Below are 19427 nucleotides of genomic sequence, written 5' to 3'. Positions count from 1 at the left end.
ACCACGTTAGCCACACTGTCCCAATTTTGGGAGAGTAGTGCCAAAAGTCTGACATACGTGTCAATAAAGAAATAGCTGTGAGCAAACCGATCGAGGCTGCCCAAAGTCGATGATCGGGTCTATGGTGTGGTGATGCCCCGCACCGATGAGAACGGCAGGCAACTCAAGGCACTGCTGGACTACCTGCTCGACGGCGAGATAGACGCGAAGGCCATCTACACCGCGCTCGGCACATCGAGCAGCACCTATTATCGGCGCATCAAAGAGTCCGACTACCCAAATGCCGAGGAGCTCAGGCAGGTCGCGGACCGTTTCGGGCTCAGTTATCCCGACCTTCAGATCAGGTTCGGACTGATGAGCCGCCAGGAAGTCTGGCACTACATGGAGTCGGCCCCGGTGACCGTCGCGGCGTCCGACACCAGGACGCGAACGGCGCGCCCGGCAAAGTTGTCCGAATTAGCGCCACGCGCCGACGCACCGCCGCTTTAGCCATACAATCAGCTATCCGTTGAATCTCGTCGAAACGACTGTCCGATGTCAGTAGCCGTGCTCATAACGATCACCCTCGGGTGCATTGCCTGGAGCTTGTGGATCCGGCGCGTCACGTGGTCGTGCCGGTGGGAGGTTGCGGCCACCCTCAACATCGCCCTGCAGGGCCTCGCGGTGTTGCTCATGTCGCCGCTCGCCTCGGAAACCCTCGGCCAGGTGCTCCATGAGCTGACCGGAAAGTGGAACGTCGAGGACTACATCGGTCACGACTGCTACATCGTGGCGGCGTCGGCCATCGTCTACAACACCCTGGGCCGGTTGCAGGACGACGACGCGATGCAACGCTCGTTCAAGCAGTACGTCGAGCGGCCCGCGACCCTGTGCATCCCGCTGCTGCTCGCGACGTTCTCGCTCGGCAACGGCGCGAAGATCTATCGCGCCGACTTCTTCACGGTGCCCACCGACTTCTGGCTCAGCGCCTACTGGATCCTGCTGTGCGGCACGCTGACCTACCTGTTGCTCTACGGCGCACGCGCGATGATGGTGCTGCGCAAGGACCCGCGGTCCCGACGGATCGCGAACATCTATCTGATCGCGTCCGTCAGCGGCATCCTGGCCTGCGCGGTGCGCATCACCACCGCATGCTTCCCTGTGCTGCAACCCTGGGAGAACGGCAAGTTCGTGTGGCTGTTCGCCTGCATGTGCGGTGCGGTGTTCGCGCTCGCCTCGGCGCATTCGTGGCGCATCAAGACCCGCTGGCTCTCGATGCACGGCCAGCGCTGAGCGTTCCGACCCAGCGGTCAGCGTCCGGCTGCCGCGTCGGCCAATTCCAGCCGATCGTCGGCGATTGATTCCGGGTCGCTGTTCGCGTCCGCCGGCGCGTCTGCCTGACCGTGGCCATGCCTGCCTTTCGACGGCCACCAGTTGAACTTCCCGATCAGCACCGCAGCGGCGGGCACCGTGATGGTCCGGACCAGGAACGTGTCGAGCAGCAGACCGACCCCGATGATGAAGCCGATCTGCACGATGCTCGCGATGTGGCTGACCGTCAGCGCGAGCATCGAGGCGGCGAAGATGAGACCGGCGGAGGTGATCACTCCGCCCGTCGCGCCAACCGTGCGGATGACGCCGGACGGGATCCCCAGCTTGGACTCGTCGCGTATCCGGGAGATCAGCAGCAGGTTGTAATCGGCGCCGACCGCCACGAGGACCAGGAAGGCCATCCCCGGAACTGTCCAGGACAGCTCCTGTCCGAGGATGAACTGGAAGAACACGACGCCGATACCCAGCGCCGAAAGATAGGACAGCACAACCGAAATCACGAGGTACAGCGGTGCCACGATCGCGCGCAGCAAAGCCACCAGGATCAGGAACACCACGATCAGCGTGACGCACACGATGTAGCGGATGTCAGCGTTGTAGTAGCCACGGACGTCACGGTTGACGGCCGAGAATCCGACCATCGAGATCTTCGCGTCCGACAGCGTCGTGTTCGGTTTGGCGCTCTCGGCGGCGGCCAGGATCTGTTCGATCTGGTCCATCGCCGAACTGCCGAACGGGTTGAGGGCCGTCTGCACCAGATACCGCACGGTGTGGCCGTCGTCGGAGACGAACAGCTTGGCGGCCTTCTCGAACTCGGCCTGGGTCAGGATCTCCGGGGGGATGTAGAACCCCGACATCGGTGGGCTGGCGGCATCGCGCTTCATGCCGAGCAGGAAGGCCGAACCCTGGTCCAGGCCGTTGCCCATGCCCTTGGTCTGATCGACGAGCAGCTGTACCCCATCGGCGAGCTGGCGGCTGGAATCCGCCAGGAGATTGGCGCCGTCGATCGCGGATGAGATCTTCTGCTGCAAACCGGTCGGATCACTCATCCCCAACTGCTGCAGCGCGTTGGTCACCTTGGTCACCGTCGTCCCCAAGCCGCGGATGGAGTCATCGAGGGTGTCGCTGCCGTCGGTGGCCTCCAGCTGCTTGCTCAGATCGGTGAGGGTGTTGACACTGCCGTCGTCGTAGGCGGCGACCACGCGCTGCAGATCGGCCCGCGACGACACGCAGGCCGGGTCGATGTTGCACGCCGGGCTGGCATTGAGTGCCGTGACGGCCGGCATCGCCCAGTTGTAGAGGTCCTTGACCTGGGCGACGTTCTTGTTCAGGGCGCCGCCCAGTGAGCGCATGTTGGTGACGAGCGTGGCCTTCTTGTCGATGTCGGCGAGCGTCTTGGAGCCACCGAACTGCGTCTGCAGGTCGGTGAGTGCGCCCACCAGTCCGCGAACCGAGCCCACCGCGGTGAGCACCTGGGTGCGGATCTCCCCCAGCCCGTCGGCAAGCTGATGGGCACCGCCGGCCAGTTTGTCGAGGTTGGCGTTGTTGCTCTCGATGAGGTTGGAGGCGTCTCGCAGCTTGGCCCCGACCTCGCCGGCCTGATAGGTGGCCTTGGCCTGTTCCAGGACGTCCCCGGTGGGCCTGGTGATGCCGCGAACCTTGTCGATATCGGGCACCTGGCTCACCCTCTGGGCCATCTGCTCCAGATCGGCAAGAGCTTTCGGGCTGCGCAGATCCTGCGGAGATTCGATCAGGATGAACTGCTGCAATGTGCTGCTGATCGGGAAGTGCCTGTCCATGGCTTCGTAACCGCGGTTGCTCGACGAGTCGGCGGGCAGGAGTTTGCGGTCGTCGTAGTTGAACTTGACCATCGCCGCGCAGCCGGCCAACGCGACGAGGATGACCAGGCTCGAGACCAGGTGCAGCACCGGCCGCCGCACCACATGGACTCCCGAGCGACGCCAGAATCGTCCTGTCACGTCCTTGCGGGGCTTCACCCAACCTCGTCGCCCGGCCAGCACCATCAGCGCAGGCAGCATGGTGATCGATGCCAGGAAGCCGAACGCGATGGTGACGGCCAGCGCGGGCCCGACAGTAGCGAAGGCACCGAGGTGGGCGAAACTCAAGCCCAGGAACGTGATCGCCACCGTCGCTGCCGAGCCCGCGATCACCTCACCGATCGACTTCAGTGCGGTGGCGACGGCGATGTCGGAGGTGATGCCCTCACGCAGACACTCCTGGTAGCGACTGAACAGGAAGACCGCATAGTCCGTACCGGCGCCCATCAGCATCGCCGTCATCAAGACGATGGTCTGTGGGCCGAGCCCCAGACCGACCTCGCCCAGGGCCGCCACCACCTGTTGGGCCACCACCATCGAGACGCCGATGGTGAGCAGCGGCATCAACATCGCGACCAGATTGCGGTAGACCACGATGAGGATGGTCAGCACCAGCACCACGGTCGAGATCTCGATGAGGTGCTGATCGCGCGCCCCGACCTTGTCGATGTCGTCGAACGTGGCCGCCGCGCCCACCACGTTCACCGTCAGCGCGGAGTCGCGGGTCGCGTCGTGCACCGTGTCGATGGCGCTGCGGTAGGCCGCCTGACCGGGCCCGGTGCCCATCGTTCCGGACAGGCTGATGGGCAGCGTCCAGGCCTTCTTGTCCTCACTGGTCATCACCTGACGCAGCTCGGGGATGTCGATGAAGTTCTGCGTCGAGGTCACGCTCGAGTTGCCCTTGAGCTTGTCGACCAGATCCCGGTAGGTGTCCTCGTCGGCCGGTGACAAGCCGTTCTCGTCGGTCAGGACGACGACGGCGAAGTTGCCCGCGGCAGCTTCGTGAAAGGCGTTCTGCATGTGTTGGCTGGCCACCAGGACCGGCGAATCGGCAGGCAGCAGGTCCGGTGGGTTCTTCTGGGCAACCACCGCCAAAGGCGGCACCGCCAGCAGCAGTGTCACGGCGAGGCCCACCCACGCCACGATGATCAGCACCGGTCGCCTGACGACCAGCCGACCGAGCGCGGCGAAGAACCCGTCGGCGAACACGCCGCGGGTTCTCAGTCCGCTCAAGAAAGCCAACAAGTTCTGCTACGCGATCCTGACGTCGAGGCGGTTGAACTGGTCGTTGCGGTACTGCTCGGCACACGACGCGCGCCGGATCTTGCCACTGGTGGTGATGGGGATCGCGCCCCTGGGTACCAGCACGAGGTCCGCGGCGCTGAGCCCGTAGGCCTGCGAAATCGCCGAGGCCACCTCGCGTTTGATGCTCAGCAGGTTCTCGGCTGCCGCTTCTTCGGTGTCACCGCGCTTCTTGACCTCGATGATCGCGACGAGTTGCTCGGTGCGGTCGGATTCGACCGCGATCGCCGCGACGCGTCCGCCGGTGATCTCACCGATGGTGGCTTCGATGTCGTCGGGGTAATGGTTGCGCCCCCGCACGATGAGCAGGTCCTTGATGCGCCCGATGATGAACAGTTCGCCGTCGGAGATGAACCCGAGGTCTCCGGTGCGCAGCCACGGTCCTTCCGGCGTGCCCGCTGACGGGCCGGCCAGGGTGGCCCGGAAGGTGTGCTCGGTCTGCTCTGGCTTCTCCCAGTAACCGATGCAGTTGTTCTCACCGTGCGACCAGATCTCACCGATGGCTCCGGCCTGGACCTCGACGCGGGTCTCTGGATCGACGATGCGGACCACCGGCGATTCGGGGGTGCCGTACCCGACCAGCTGCGTGCCGGGTCCGGTGCCGGTCCGCTCGGCGTGGCCGACCGAGAGCTTCTCCGGTTCGAACGTGACGACGCTGGGCGGTCCAGGCTCGCCGGTGGCGACATAGAGCGTCGCCTCGGCCAGACCGTAGGACGGCCGTAGCACCTCTTCGCGGAAACCGAATTTGGCGAACCGCTGCGCGAAGCGCCGCAGGGTGGCCTCGTGGACGCGTTCGCTACCGCTCATTACCGCGAGCACGTCGCCCATGTCCAGTCCGGCCATGTCCTCGTCGGTGGTGCGGGCCGCGGCGAGCTCGAAGGCGAAGTTGGGGCCGGCCGTCAGTGCGCGGGGATACCGCGCCATCAGCGCGGGCCAGCGGGCGGGCTTGGCCAGGAACTGCAACGGTGTGGTGAACACCGTGTGCCAGCCGCCGAGGATCGGGGCGACCACGCCGAGCATCAGCCCCATGTCGTGGTAGAACGGCAGCCACGAGACCACCGTGGTGCCCGGTGGCGGCACCTTGCCGAAGTGCGGGAAGAAGTCGCACATCATCTGTTCGAAGTTGGCCGTCAGATTGCGATTGGTCACCATCACCCCGGCCGGGGTGCGGGTCGAGCCCGACGTGTACTGCAGGTAGGCGGTCTCCGGACGGGACTCGCGGTCGCTGATGGCCTTCACACGGGCGTCGAGATCGAGCGTGTCGACCGCGATGACCGTCGGCTCTGCGCAATCTCCTTGTCGGACCGCGTATTCGGCGACATCGGCGGTGGACGGCGAGGTGGTCAGGATCACCGACGGCCGGCAATCGCCGAGCACCGCCGACACCCGCTCGTCGTGCACGCCGCCCATCGGCACGGACAGCGGGACGGCGATGAAGCCGGCCTGCAGCGCGGCGAGGAACGAGATGACGTATTCGAGGCCCTGCGGAGCCAGGATCACCGCACGGTCCCCGACCGAGCCGTTCTGTCGTAGGACGTGCGCCAGTCCCCGCACCTTGCGGTACAGCTGAGACCAGGTCAGCGGGACGGGTGTGCCCTCGGGATCGGTGTCGTAGTCCAGGTACGTGTAGGCAACGTCGTCGGGCTGAAGGCTGGCGCGTTCCCGCAGCACGCCGATCAGCGTCGTATCGGTCATCGATTTGAGCCTTTCTCAGCTGTTCCAGTCGATTTCGGCGGTGAGATCGAACTCGGCGAGGGTCTTCGCCGCCAGTTCGGCCAGTCTGGCCTTCGAATTGTGTTCGCCCGCTTGGTATCCGGTGATCCCGATGGACACCTTGCCGCCCACACGGGCGGACACCAACACGAGTTGCCCGGCGGCGTCCTCCAGCTCCTGGCGGGTGGTGCCCTGGTCGACACCGCGGAACACGATGTACTCGGCCTCGGTGCCGTCCACCCGTGCCACGTGGGTCGGCAGGTCGCCGAGATTGGAGCACGACACCGGCAGATCACCGGACGCGAGGAAGCCATCCGCGACCCGTTTCAGCAGCCGCTTGGGCACCAGAGGAGTCAGCGGCAGGAGCCGCAGCGTTTCGTCGGGCGTGTCGCGCATGGTCTTGAACGCCTGCCGGATGACGGCACGGGCGCCGGACTGGTCGGTGGTGACCGTCAGCGGGTCGACCCGCGCGGTGGCCAACGACATCGCGTTGGCCCGGGTGTCGCCGTCGGTGCGGTCGTTGACGGCGATCAGCAGTGTGACATCGCCGTCGGCGCCGCAGCGTCGCATCCGCTCCCCGAGCTTCGCCGCGAAACCGGCCAGCATCGAATAGCTGTTCCCGCCGACGGCTTCCGCTCTGGCATTCCAGTCGGCCAGGTCGACGAACACCGAGATCATCGGCAGCACAATCGGTTTGTCGCCGTCGGGTACCGCCGGCCGGGAAACCGCGGGCGCGGCCTCGTCGGGATTCTGCCCGCGCAGCTGCTTGACCGCGTCGACGATGGTGTGGACGACCTCGGGCAGGCTCGATGCGGTCTCGCGGACATCGCGCAGTATCGCCCGCCACCGCGGTCGGGAGTTCGGCGGCGGGTAGCCGAGATCGGGGCGTCTGCCGGCGATCGCGTCGGCGATCACCATCACTCCCCCGACGCCGTCACCGAGGCAGTGCGAGGCCACCACAGTGACCGCGGTCGAGCCGTCGGTCACCGGCAGCACACCGAGATGCCAACCGGGTCCGCTCTCGGGATCGATCGGCAGCTGGGCCCGCTCGTCGAGCCAGTCGGCGATCTGCGCCCGCGACCGCGGCTCCGCGACATCCAGTGGCGCCTGGGGGCCCAGTGCCGATACCCAGCGATACCGCCCGAACGGCAACGGGGAGCGCTCGATTCGGCGGCCGAAGAGGCCGCCGCCGAAGTTCTGGTGGAATCGGCGGAGCCCGTCGAAGTCGATCGGGTGGTCGTACACCCACGTGCACTGCATGACCTGGACCCGGCCGGTGGCGCGCATCGTGCGCACCGCCGCCTCGTCCCACAGCGCGAGGCGGTGCTCCGTCGATGGCCGTGTGGGGGAATGAGATTGAGTCATCAGGACCTACTCGATCTTGCCGGTGAGTTCGAACGCCGCGAGGGTTTCGCCGACCAGCTTGTGCAGCCACGGCGTGGAGTTCTCCGCGCGCGGTTGGTAACCGACGATGCTCAGCGAGATCGTGCCGCCCACCCCGCAGGCGACCACGGTGAGCAGGCCGCAACGCTGCTCGATGGCCTGGCGGGTGGCGTATCGGTCCACGCCGCGGAAGTACAGATAGTCGGCCTCGGTGCCGTCGGCCTTCGCCAGCGCCGACGGGACATCACCCATGTTGGAGCAGGACACCGGCAGGTCGGCCGCGAACCCGAACACGACGTCGGCCATCTTGCGCACCACCCGCTTCGGGATGAACGGGGTCAGCGGTAGTAGCACCAGTGCTTCGTCGGGTGTGTCGCGGGCCGTGTTGATCGCCTGCTTGATGGCGGCGCGGGCCCCGGAGAGGTCTGTGGTCACCCCGGTCGGGTCGACTGCGACGTTGACGAGTCGGACCGCGTTGGCGCGGGTGTCCTGGTCGAGGGTTCGATCGTTCTGCGGGATGTTCAGCGTGACAAGACCATCGGCTGCGCGTACCCGCCCCATCGATTCCGCGAGCTTCGCCGCGAACCCAGCGACCAGCGAATAGCTGTTGCCGCCAAGGGTTTTAGCGCGGAGATTCCAATCCTCGTGATTGACGTATGCGGTGACGGCGGGCATGTACACGCGGTCGTCGGCACCCGCGAGCACGCGGGGCCGCGCCGCGTCCGACCGGGCGATGTCATCGCGTCGCCGACGGGCGAGCGCCACGGCTGCCCGCACCGTGCGGGCCACCTCGGGCATGCCACGCAGCGTGCCGCGCAGGTCCGCCCCGATTGCCCGCCACCGGGTACGCGACCCGGGCAGCGGATGACCGAAGTCGGTCTTGTTGCCGTACACCGCATCCAAGACCGTGAGGATTCCCCCGCCGCCATCGCCGAGGCAGTGCGAGCCCACCAGGCTGATCGCCGTCGAGCCGTCGGTCATCGGCAGCACGCCCATGTGCCACCCGGGACCGTGCTCGGGATCCAACGGCAACGCCGCCCGCTCGTCGACCCACCGACCCAGGTCCGCGCGGTCACGTGGTTCTGCGATGTCCAGCGGCGTCTGGGGACCCGGTGCGCAGACCCAGCGGTGTCTGCCAAAAGGCAAGGGCGAGCGTTCGATTCGCCTACCGAACAGCCCATGGCCCATACCCGCGTGGAACCGCCGCAGGCCGTCGTAGTCGACCGGTCGTTCGTAGATCCACACGCACTGCATGACGGCTTCCTGGCCGGTGGCACGCAAGCCCAGAAACATGGCCTGGTCGGTGAACTCGAGCCGGTTGTCGCGCATGCTCACGCGGTTTTCAGGTCGAAGTCGTCGACATCGGTGAACGGTCGCACCGCGTCGTGGCCCTCGATCACCCGCAGGTACGCCGCTTTCATCGCCTCGAGGTAGCGCAACACCGATTCCCTGGCGATCGGATTGCTCGGGAACGCCGCGGTCACCGTGGTCCGGTCTTCGACGCGGTTGACCCACATGCCGACCTGGTAGGCCGACCGGGAATCGCTGTAGATGGTGCCGCCGAGGCGCTGCCACTCACCGATCACCCCAGGTGAGAGCAGACCGGCATCCAGATACGACAGCATCGGGACACCCGGATCGGGCGGCCGGATGCCGCTCTGCGGATCGGCCAACTCGAGCACCCGCTCGAAGGGCACATGCGCCAGATCCATGCCACCGTCGAACGAGCGCTGCGCGGCCCGGGCCGTCGCCGCGAACGACGCCGTCGACACCGGCACCGTGATGGGCACCAGCCCGGTGAACCAGCCCGTCGTCATGAACTCGGCCTCGGTGCGGCGAGTGGTCGTCGGGGTGATGACGCTGTAGGTCTCGGCGCCGGTCAGCGCGTACTGGGCCAGGGCCCCGCACGCGAAGACCCCACCGCTGAACCGTGCACCCGCCGCCATGCAGGCCGACTCGAACCGGTCCCCCTGCTCCTTGTCGAGCAACTCCACGGTGACGACGTCCCCGGTGTACGGCAACGACGGATCTCCGAGAGGCAACGGAAAGCGTGGCAGCGTCCCGTCATTGGCCTCCAGGAAGCTCATCCAGTCGCGGATCTCCGGTGAATCCCCGTCGAGGCGTGCGGTGAACTCCCGCTGCTGCACGCAGTACCGGTCGTAGCTGCCCGCCTCCGGCAACTGCAGCGGCGCGGCCCCGTGCACCAGCGCGTGGTACATCATGTGGATCTCGACGAAGGCCAAACCCATGAACATGGCATCGGTGTGGACGTGGTCGACGCTGATGTACATCGTGAAATGGCCGGGGCGCTGGATGATTCCGAAGTGGAAGCAATCCCACTGCCACGGATCGGGCGTGGCCAGGACGTGGTCGCGCCACTGGTTCGCCGACATCTCACCGTGCTGGGTCGGCACGAACTTGATGTCACGTGGATTGGCCACCTTGTGGCGGACGATGCGGTCGTCGTCGGTGTACTCGAACCAGCTGTGGAACGTGTCATGGCGGCGCAGGTACGCGTTGATCACGTGCGTCATGGCGCGGACGTCGCACCGGCCGGGGATGTCCCACGCCGGGACGTTGAGCCGGGCCATGTCGGTACCGTGCGCCCGGTGCTTGCGGTAGGCCAGCAGATGTTGCTCCTGCTGATAGCTCACCGGCACATCACTGACCGGAGCCTCGCTCACCTTGGTCACCGACGCCCGCGACGGGTGCCACGACACCACCTCGCCGGGTTCACCGGCCCAGTCGTGGATCGGCTTCATCGCAACCACTGGACATCTCCTGCCTCGAACGGTGTGCGTGCCCCTGCGGCAGCCGCCATCACGACGGGACCGCTACGGGCGACTCGGGGGCCAGGGCGTCGCAGAGACGCTCGGCGAGAACCCGCACGGTGCTGATATCCGTTGCTCCGATTCGGATTCCGGTTTCCGCCTCGATCCGGGTGCGCACCTCGAGGGTGCCGAGCGAATCGAGACCGTACTCGGCCAGCGGGCGGTCGGGATCGACCGCCCGGCGCAGGATCAGACCGATCTGCTCTGCGATCATCCGGCGCATCCGGGCCTGCCATTCGTCCTGGGGCAGCGCGTGCAACTCGGCCAGGAAAGCGCTACCGCCGCCCCGGTTGCCGCCCGTGGACCGGAACGCTTCGGCGAATCTGCTGTTCTGCGCGAACGCAGCGAGCCACGGCGTCCCGACCACCGGTGCGTAACCGCTGTAGGCGCGGTCGTGGCGCAGCAGCGTGGTGAACGCGTGGGCGCCTTCCTCGGGCGAGATCGCGGTTCCCGAATGCTCGGCCAGGCCCATGCCGCGACCGATCTCCGACCACGGTCCCCACGCGATCGCCAGCGCGGGCAAGCCCTGTTTGCGCCGCCAGTGCGTGAAGGCATCCAGCCAGCTGTTGGCCGCGGCATAGGCGCCCTGCCCGGGCGAGCCGACCAGCGCCGCTGCCGACGAGAACGAGCAGAACCAGTCCAGCGACTGCTTGCGGGTGGCCTGATGCAGGTTCCAGGCACCGTAAACCTTGGGCGCCCAGTCTCTTTCGACCAGTTCGTCGGTGATGTTGGCCAGCACGGCATCTTCGACGACCGCGGCACCGTGCAGCACGCCGCGCAACGGCAGGCCGGTGGCGCAGGCCGCCTCCACGAGGCGAACGGCCGTGGCGGGTTCGGCGATGTCGCCGAGTTCGACGGCGACCTCCGTGCCCGCCCGGCGAATCCGGTCGACCACTGCCTGCGCTTCTGGGGTCGGCGCGGACCGACCGTTGAGCACGATCCGGCCGCAGCCGGCGCTCGCCAGCGTCTCGGCGAGGAACAACCCGAGACCACCCAGGCCGCCCGTGATCACGTAGGCACCGTCACGCTGGAACACCGGCGCCTCTTCCGGTGGCACCACGGCCGAGATCTGACCTCCGTGCGGGATGTCGAGCACCAGCTTGCCGGTGTGCTCGGCCGCGCCCATCACGCGGATGGCGGTGGCGCCGTCCTGCAGCGGGTAGTGCGTGGTCTGCGGCAACGGCAGTGTGCCGTCGGCGATCCGCTGGTAGCAGACCTCCAAGAGCCGGCGCACGGTGTCGGGCTCGGTCAGCGCCAGCAGGGCCAGGTCGACGGCGTAGAACGACAGATTGCGGCGGAACGGGAACAGCCCCATCCGGGTGTCGCCGTAGATGTCGCGCTTGCCGATCTCGACGAACCGGCCGCCGAACGACAGCAGTTCCAGACCGGCCCGCTGCGCCGCGCCGGTGAGCGAGTTGAGCACGATGTCCACGCCATAGCCGTCGGTGTCGCGGCGGATCTGGTCGGCGAAGTCGATGCTGCGCGAATCGTAGACATGCTCGATACCCATGTCCCGCAACAGGTCTCGCCGCGATTCACTGCCTGCGGTGGCGTAGATCTCGGCACCGACCGCACGTGCCATGGCGATGGCCGCCAGCCCCACCCCACCGGTCGCGGAGTGGATCAGCACCTTGTCGCCGGCCGACATCCTCGCCAGGTCATGCAGGCTGTACCACGCGGTCGCATGCGCGCTGGGCACGGCGGCCGCCCGGTTCATCGGCACGCTCGGCGGCAGCGTGACAGCGAGATTCGCATCGCACGTGACGAACGTCGACCACGCCCCGTCTGCCGAGATACCGCCCACCCGGTCCCCGACCTGATGAGTGACGACACCCGCGCCCACGGCGGTGACCACACCGGAGAAGTCGGCCCCCAGCTTCGGCAGGCGACCCTCGAAGCTCGGATACCGGCCGAAGGCCACGAGCACATCGGCGAAGTTCAGGTTGGACGCGGTGACCGACACCTCGATCTGTCCGGGGCCCGGCGCCACCCGTTCGAACGCGGCCAGCTCCAGCGACTGGATGTCACCGGGTGTGCGGATCTGCAGCCGCATGCCCTCGCGGGCCGGGTTCACCACGGTGGTGCGGCGTTCCTCGGGCCGCAGCGGGCCCGGAACCAGCCGTGCCACATACCAATTGCCGCCACGCCAGGCAGTCTCGTCCTCGTCGGCGCCCGACATCAGTTGAGCCACCACCCGGGCGGCGTCGGTGTAGTCGTCGACATCGATCTGGCTGGCCTTCAACCGCGGATGCTCCATGCCGATCACCCGGATCAGGCCCCGCAGTCCGGCCTCCTCCAGGTTGACCGTGTCCTCGGCCAGCACCGTCTGCGCATTGCGGGTCAGCACGTGCAGCCGCGGCGGCTCCCCGTGTACCTCGGGCAGTTCGCGTGCGATGTGCACCAGGTGGCGTACGGTGTCGCCGCCACGGATGCCGGACTGCTCATCGGTCGCACCGCTGCGCGGCGCGGTGACCACGAGTACATCGCTGAACGGCCGGGTCGCGAGGTGTTCGCGCAGCCGTTCGGCGCGCGCCCCGTGATCGGAGTGCTGCGGCCACGCCATGGTGGTGACGTCGACATCGTGGGTCTTGAGCGCATCGGCGAGCTTGGTCGCCATCAGGTCGGCAGCGTCGGACGTGCTGATCAACAGCCAGCGTCCCGGATCGCTGAAGTCCTCTTCGGGCAGCTCTTGGCTGCGCCATTCGACGGCCAGCAGGCGTTCGTTCAGCGTGCGCTCACGCTGCCCGCTCGCCGATACGCCGGTGCCGAGCTGCAGCCCGGCGATCGCCAGCAGCACCGCGCCCTGCTCGTCGAGCAGATCGATGTCGACCGATACGCCCGTCGGGGTGGTCTCGGTGATCCGGGCCAGGCAATACCGCACATTGCGGGTTGACCCGTGGGCGTGCAGCCGGCGCACGCCGAGCGGCAGCATCAGCGTGCCGGTGCGGTCGTCGCGCAGCTGCGGATGCGCGCCGACAGCCTGGAAGCAGGCGTCGAGCAGGGCAGGGTGGATGCCGTACACGCCCTGCTGTGACCGGATCGAGCCCGGCAGCGCCACTTCGGCGAGCACTGTATCGCCTTGCGGCGCACCGACATACGCGGCGACCAAACCGGAGAAGGCCGGGCCGTACTGGATGCCGCGGTCGCTGTATCCGGCGCGCATCTCGGCGCCCTCGACCCGCTGCGGGTGGGCGGCGAACAGTGCGTCGACGTCATAGGAGGGCGCGGTCACCGGGCTGTCTGCGCGATGCAGCCGGGCGCCGCAGCGCCGCAGCAGCTCCCCCTCCTGCAGGGTGTCCACCGCGAAGTCGGCGCTTGCGGCTCCGCGCACGGTGGCGGCCGCCGACACCAGCGTCTGCTCCTCGAGCAGCAGCATCTGGTCGAACGTGATGTCGTGCACCTCGGCGGCGTCACCGAGCACGGCGCGCCCGGCGGCCAGCGCCATCTCGCAGTACGCGGCACCCGGAAGTGCGGCGACGTTGTGCACCTGGTGATCGCCCAGCCATGGCTGCGTCGCGGTGCCGACATCGGCCTGCCAGACGTGGCGTTCGGGCTCCTCGGAGAGTCGCACGTGGGCACCGAGCAGCGGGTGCACTGCCAGCACGGCTCCGCCGGGTGCGAGCTCATTGGGATCGCGGGTAAGGATCAACTGCCGCCGTGTCCAGGTGGGCAAAGGCGCGTCGATAAGCCGGCCGTCGGGGTAGAGCACCGAGAAGTCGACGCGCGCCCCCGCGGCATGCACATCGGCCACCACCGGCAGAAGGCCGTCGGGCAGTTCCTGGTCGCGGCGCAGGCTCGCCAGCGCGACGTGCGGGATGTCGAGCGCACGGGCGGTCTGGTCCACGGCGTGGGTCAGCAGCGGGTGCGGTGCGAGCTCGGTGAACACCCGGAAGCCATCCTCCAGCGCGGCCTGCACCGCGGCGGCGAAGCGGACGGTGTGCCGCAGGTTGTCCACCCAGTAGTCGGCGTCCCAGTCGGCCAGGTCCCGCGGGTCGTACAGGGTGGCCGAGTAGTACGGGATGGTCGGCTCGGCGGGGTCGAGGTCGGCGAGCTCGTCGGCGAGTTGGTCGAGGATCGGATCGACCTGCGGAGTGTGGGACGCGACGTCGACAGCGACCTCGCGGGCCATGATGTCGCGGCTCTCCCACTCGGCGACGAGCGCGCGGATCGACTCCTTCGCACCGCCGACCACGGTCGACTTGGGCGATGCCACCACGGCCAGGACCACGTCGTTGACCCCGCGCGCGGCCAGCTCTGAAAGCACCTGCTGGGCCGGCAGCTCGACCGATGCCATCGCACCGGCACCGGCAATGGTCGCCATCAACCGAGAGCGCCGGCAGATGACCTTCACCCCGTCGTCGAGTGACAGCACCCCGGAGACGACCGCCGCGGCGACCTCACCCATCGAGTGCCCGACGACGGCGCCCGGCTGGACGCCGCGGGCCCGCAGGGTCGCCGCCAAAGCGATCTGGACCGCGAACACCGTGGGCTGCACCCGGTCGATCCCGGTCACCACGTCTGCCGCCGTCATGGCCTCGGTCACGGAGAACCCGGACTCCCGGGCGATCAGGGGTTCGAGCTCGGCGACGGCCGCGGCGAACGCGGGCTCGCATGTCAGCAGTTCGGCGCCCATCCCGGCCCACTGCGAGCCCTGCCCCGAGAACACCCACACCGGTCCTCGATCGCCCGGCGCGACCGCGGCCTCGTAGGGCATCTCGCCGTCGGCGATCCCGCGCAGTCCGGTGATCAGGCCGTCGCGGTCCTCGGCGAGCACCGCGGTGCGTACCGGCCGGTGTGCCCGGCGGCGCGCCAGGGTGTAGGCGAGGTCCGCCACGTCGACGTCGGTGCGATCGCTCAACCAGTCGGCCAGGCGCCCCGAGGTCCGCCGTAGCTCGTCGGCCGACGTCGCCGACAGTGCGAACAACGACGAACCGGCAGGCTGCGGGTCCCGGTGCGCGGTGTCGGCGGCGTCGGGCGCCTGCTCCAGCACGGCGTGCACGTTGGTCCCGGACAGCCCGTAGGAGGACACCGCGGCACGACGCGGGTGCGCGTCGGAGCCCGGCCAGTCGACCGTGTTCTGCGGCACGAACAGGCCGGTCTCGATGCGGGCCATCTGCTCGGGCAGCTGGGTGAAATGCAGATTCGGTGGCACCGTGGCGTGCTGCAGGGCCAGCACGGCCTTGATCAGACCGACAGCGCCGGATGCCGATTGGCTGTGGCCGAAGTTGGTTTTCGACGAACCAAGCGCGCACGCCGCAGATGTGCCGTAAACCGTTGCCAGGCTTGCATATTCGATCGGATCGCCAACCGGTGTGCCGGTACCGTGCGCCTCGACGAGCCCGACGGTGGCCGGGTCGACACCTGCCACCGACAGCGCCGACCGGTACACCGCGACCTGCGCGTCGCGCGAGGGCGTGGCGATGTTGACGGTGTGACCGTCCTGGTTGGCGGCGGTGCCGCGGACGACGGCCAGGATGCGGTCACCGTCACGTTCGGCGTCGGCCAGTCGCTTGAGCAGCAGCACCGCGGACGCCTCGCCGGACACGAACCCGTCCGCGGCCACGTCGAAGGCGTGGCAGCGGCCCGTCGGCGACAACATGCCCTGCGCCGAACCCGAGGCCAGCTTTCGCGGCTCGAGCACTATGCACACGCCACCGGCCAACGCCAGATCGCTCTCGCCGTCGTGCAGGCTGCGGCAGGCGTTGTGCACCGCGAGCAGACCCGATGAGCAGGCCGAGTCGACCGAGTACGCGGGGCCGTGGGCACCGAGGTGGTAGGCGATGCGGCCGGAGGCGAGGCTGAAGTTGTTGCCGGTGAAGCCGTACGGCCCCTCGATCGAGTGGGCGTCTGCCGCGAGCAGCTGGTAGTCACCGTGGGTCAGGCCCATGAACACGCCGGTCAGCGATCCGGCGAGGGTCGCGGGGTCGATGCCGGCGTGCTCGACGGCTTCCCACGCGGTTTCCAGCAGCAACCGGTGCTGCGGGTCGATGGCCGTGGCCTCGCGGTCGCTGATGCCGAAGAAGTCGGCGTCGAATCCGGCGACGTCGTCGAGGAATGCGCCCCATTTCGACACCGACCGCCCGGGCACACCGGGTTCGGGGTCGTAGTACTCCTCGGCGTCCCAACGATCCGTCGGTACGGTGGTGACAAGGTCGTCGCCGCGCAGCAGGGCCTGCCACATCTGTTCTGGGGAATCGATACCGCCAGGCAGACGGCAGGCCATTCCGATGACAGCTACCGCAGCGGCTGGTGCCTCAACCACCAATTTCAACCTCTTTCAAGACGTCTACGCAGACAAATCGGGCCGAGCGCCAGTGCTACGACACCGAAGGGCGAAGACGCCTCGCGCTCCGGCCCGGACCTCGCCAGTGAGCGTCCGGCCGACGGAATCGTCGGCCGAACACGTCCGATCGGGGCGAACCGCGCAACTGGGGTTTCCACCCACGCGGTCACCTCTCTCGATACAGGCGACGTACGAACTTCAGAAGTGCCAAAAAACAGTGCTCGATGCGTCAACGTCGACGCACGCTACCTGATCCCGCATTCATTCGGAATGTTGCCAATCCGAGTGCGTAGCGTAGCGCTTCACCTGCGGGCAATGTTGGAAACAATGGATCGCAGAATTGCTTACATTCACCCACGGTGCGCCATGGCGCCGCCGCACGTCGGTCGGCGCAACTCGGCGCAAGTGGCGTGACGACGCCACCATTCCCTCGACGCCGACAATGAAATATGTTGCAGTGTCATGTTTTTCAGAAGCATCTGACCACGACGCGATCTTGTGGAGTCACCCGCTTCAACACCTCGCGAGTGCGCGCGCACGCGTAATTCATGAGCTCCCGACTGTCAACCGAGTGTCTTCTCGGCATCCGAAGCACGGCACCTAAGCAATACTCAGCTTATTCCAAGGAATGTGACAGAAAGTTTGCTGTTCATCTATTCGCAAACTTCGAATTCCGTAGCGGAGCAAATATGCAACTGCTACTGAACGGCTATTTAATGCGCTTGCCTAATTAATAGCTGACCGAACAGTCGACAAGTATGCCTTTCCTCGTTGCGCATGCAATGACCTGTGACAACCGGGCCCCGGCGGCGCCACCCGGGCGTCGCGGTCACCATCGACGTTCGCCATGGCCCACATCCGACCCCACGGCGGATCCCGCGCGCGTAACCCGTAATTAACCCGGAGGGCAAATCAGACCCCCGCAGACGGCATTCGCTCATCCCACGCCCGCCGGACGCCCGGTAAACCTGAAAGTGAGATAGATCACTGCCCGGCGTGCCGCGTTACACCGGCCACCAAGATCGTCAAAACGACAGACAACAGCGCCCGCGGGTGCAGGTCAGCCTGCGGCAGGCTTGGACAGCTCGAACGGGCCCGAGCCGAGGTCGGGCACCGGCTGGTAGCCGCGGCGGCGCGCGGCTGCGATGTCCTTGCGGATGACCGCGTTGAGCGCGACGAACGCCGTCATGTCGAGCACCATCGGGGTGACCAGCCGGTTGTGCACAAACCCGATCGCCAGGCCGCTGGCCGGGTCAGCCCAGCCCACCGAGCCGCCCATGCCGACGTGCCCGAAGCCCGGCATGACCCCGAACGGGACAGAGTGGTACCCGAGATGGAAGGACAGCGGCACGACGAGGTTGCGGTCGGGCCGCAGCGCCGACGGTCCCGTGAGGCGGGCAACGGTCTGCGGGGACAGGAATTCGACGCCCTCGAAGCGGCCCGCATTGGCGATCGCGCCGTACATCCTGGCCAGGCCGCGCGCCGTCGCGACACCGTTGGCTGCGGGTATCTCACTGTCCAGGAATGGGGTCTCCCCCCGGATCAAGGACATCACGCCGGGTACATACATCGAGCCGAAGGCGCCCGAGCGGGCCAGCCCGGCCAACTTGGGCGCGACGAAGTCGAAAAGGTGGTTGGGCCAGCGCCGCTGCGGCGCGAGAATCTGCGCCGCACGAGTGGGGGCACCGACGGGGGGCCTGCCCAGATGCAGGCCGTCGGTGCGCAGGGGCTCGGCCAACTCGGTGCGCATCAGATCCCGCATACCCTGACCCGTCACGGCCCGAGCCAAGCCCGACAACAGCCAGCCGTAGGTCAGCGCGTGGTAGGCCGGCTTGTCGAACAGCACCGCACTGACCGGGGAGGCCGCGATGCGCTCCTCCATCAGCCTCGGGTTCAACAGCTCGGCCAGGCTCACCCCGTTGAGCTGTGACAGACCGGCGCGATGCGCCATGACCTGCCGGACGGTGATCCCGGCCTTGCCGTTCTCGCCGAACTCGGGCCAGTACGCGCACACCGGGGTGTCGTAGTCGAGCAGGCCGCGGTCGACGAGCCGGTGGACGACCGTCGAGGCCATCCCCTTGGTCGCCGAGAACACCATCGCGCCGGTGTCAGCAGTCCAGAACTCGGTGCCCGCCCGATCGGAGAATCCGGTCCACACGTCGACGACGGGCTGACCGTCCTGGACCACCGCCAATGCGCCACCGCCGAACCGGCGGCCGGGGAACAGCTGCGAAAAGGCCCGCACGGTGCAGCCGAAACTGGCGTCCGCAGCACCCTGGACGCCATGCGGGAGCGCGACATTGCGTCCCCGACAGTTTCTGTCCGACACAGCTCCGAATTTACCTGGAACCCCGGCTAACTACTGCCGTGTTACCGATCTGTTAACGCCATTCGGCCCGAACGTCACCCCATCGGCTTGTCGTCGACCTTGAAGTCGATGTTGACCTTGCCGTCCTTCACCGCCTTGACGGTCGCGGTGACGCCGTATTTCGTGCCATTGCCAGCGGTCAGCACGCAATGCTGGGTGGTACCCACTTTGCCCGCTATGCCGTCGTCACATGTGACGGACTTGGCCTTCTTCTTGGCCGCGGCTTCCAGCTTGTCCTTGGCCATGGATTGCAGCTCGGACTTGGAAACCGTCGGCTGGCTACCGCCGCTGCATCCGGTGAGTAGCACGCCGGCCACGGCAGTGCCTGCGACCAGGAGGCGCAGCGTGGAGTTCACACGTGACATTCGGTTCGAACCGCCTTTCGGTTGCTGTCGGTG

Annotated in this window: 10 protein-coding genes; 2 read left to right on the top strand and 8 right to left on the bottom strand. The window is 67.4% G+C overall.

Annotation, left to right across the window (positions count from 1 at the left end):
• The first annotated feature begins 132 nt into the window (after window positions 1-132).
• Together BST13_RS04175 and BST13_RS04170 are read left to right on the top strand one after the other, a co-directional pair.
• A complete protein-coding gene (locus BST13_RS04175) occupies window positions 133-489 on the top strand; it encodes a transcriptional regulator (protein ID WP_064944329.1) in 357 nt (118 codons plus the stop codon).
• A gap of 45 nt (window positions 490-534) precedes the next feature.
• A complete protein-coding gene (locus BST13_RS04170; RefSeq protein ID WP_083160950.1) occupies window positions 535-1272 on the top strand; it encodes a hypothetical protein in 738 nt (245 codons plus the stop codon).
• A 17-nt stretch (window positions 1273-1289) separates the two neighbouring features.
• Here the strand turns inward: BST13_RS04170 and BST13_RS04165 are convergent, their stop codons facing one another.
• From BST13_RS04165 to BST13_RS04130, 8 genes are all read right to left on the bottom strand, one after another.
• On the bottom strand, window positions 1290-4382 hold the full coding sequence (locus BST13_RS04165; RefSeq protein ID WP_211296002.1) for an MMPL/RND family transporter: 3093 nt from the start codon (window positions 4380-4382) through the stop codon (window positions 1290-1292).
• An 18-nt stretch (window positions 4383-4400) separates the two neighbouring features.
• Window positions 4401-6146: an AMP-binding protein gene (locus tag BST13_RS04160; RefSeq protein ID WP_083160948.1), complete on the bottom strand. Its 1746-nt coding sequence runs from the start codon at window positions 6144-6146 to the stop codon at window positions 4401-4403.
• A 15-nt stretch (window positions 6147-6161) separates the two neighbouring features.
• Window positions 6162-7529 carry a WS/DGAT/MGAT family O-acyltransferase gene (locus tag BST13_RS04155; protein ID WP_083160946.1) on the bottom strand — a complete coding sequence of 456 codons (1368 nt, stop codon included), beginning with the start codon at window positions 7527-7529 and terminating at the stop codon, window positions 6162-6164.
• Between the two features lie 6 nt (window positions 7530-7535).
• Entirely contained in the window at window positions 7536-8876 is a 1341-nt protein-coding gene (locus BST13_RS04150; RefSeq protein ID WP_083160944.1) for a hypothetical protein, read from the bottom strand.
• A gap of 2 nt (window positions 8877-8878) precedes the next feature.
• Entirely contained in the window at window positions 8879-10318 is a 1440-nt protein-coding gene (locus tag BST13_RS04145) for a condensation domain-containing protein (protein ID WP_083160942.1), read from the bottom strand.
• 49 nt (window positions 10319-10367) lie between these two features.
• On the bottom strand, window positions 10368-16640 hold the full coding sequence (gene pks2 / locus BST13_RS04140; RefSeq protein WP_083160940.1) for a sulfolipid-1 biosynthesis phthioceranic/hydroxyphthioceranic acid synthase: 6273 nt from the start codon (window positions 16638-16640) through the stop codon (window positions 10368-10370).
• Window positions 16641-17721: 1081 nt separating this feature from the next.
• Complete coding sequence (lipL, locus tag BST13_RS04135) at window positions 17722-18990, bottom strand: esterase/beta-lactamase LipL (protein ID WP_083160938.1); 1269 nt, start codon at window positions 18988-18990, stop codon at window positions 17722-17724.
• Between the two features lie 74 nt (window positions 18991-19064).
• Complete coding sequence (locus BST13_RS04130) at window positions 19065-19394, bottom strand: DUF4333 domain-containing protein (protein ID WP_083160936.1); 330 nt, start codon at window positions 19392-19394, stop codon at window positions 19065-19067.
• Between the last annotated feature and the right edge of the window lie 33 nt (window positions 19395-19427).

This window comes from Mycobacterium aquaticum (assembly GCF_002086485.1).
GTDB classification, from domain to species: Bacteria; Actinomycetota; Actinomycetes; order Mycobacteriales; family Mycobacteriaceae; genus Mycobacterium; species Mycobacterium aquaticum.
This window is presented reverse-complemented; position numbering and strand designations above follow the sequence as displayed.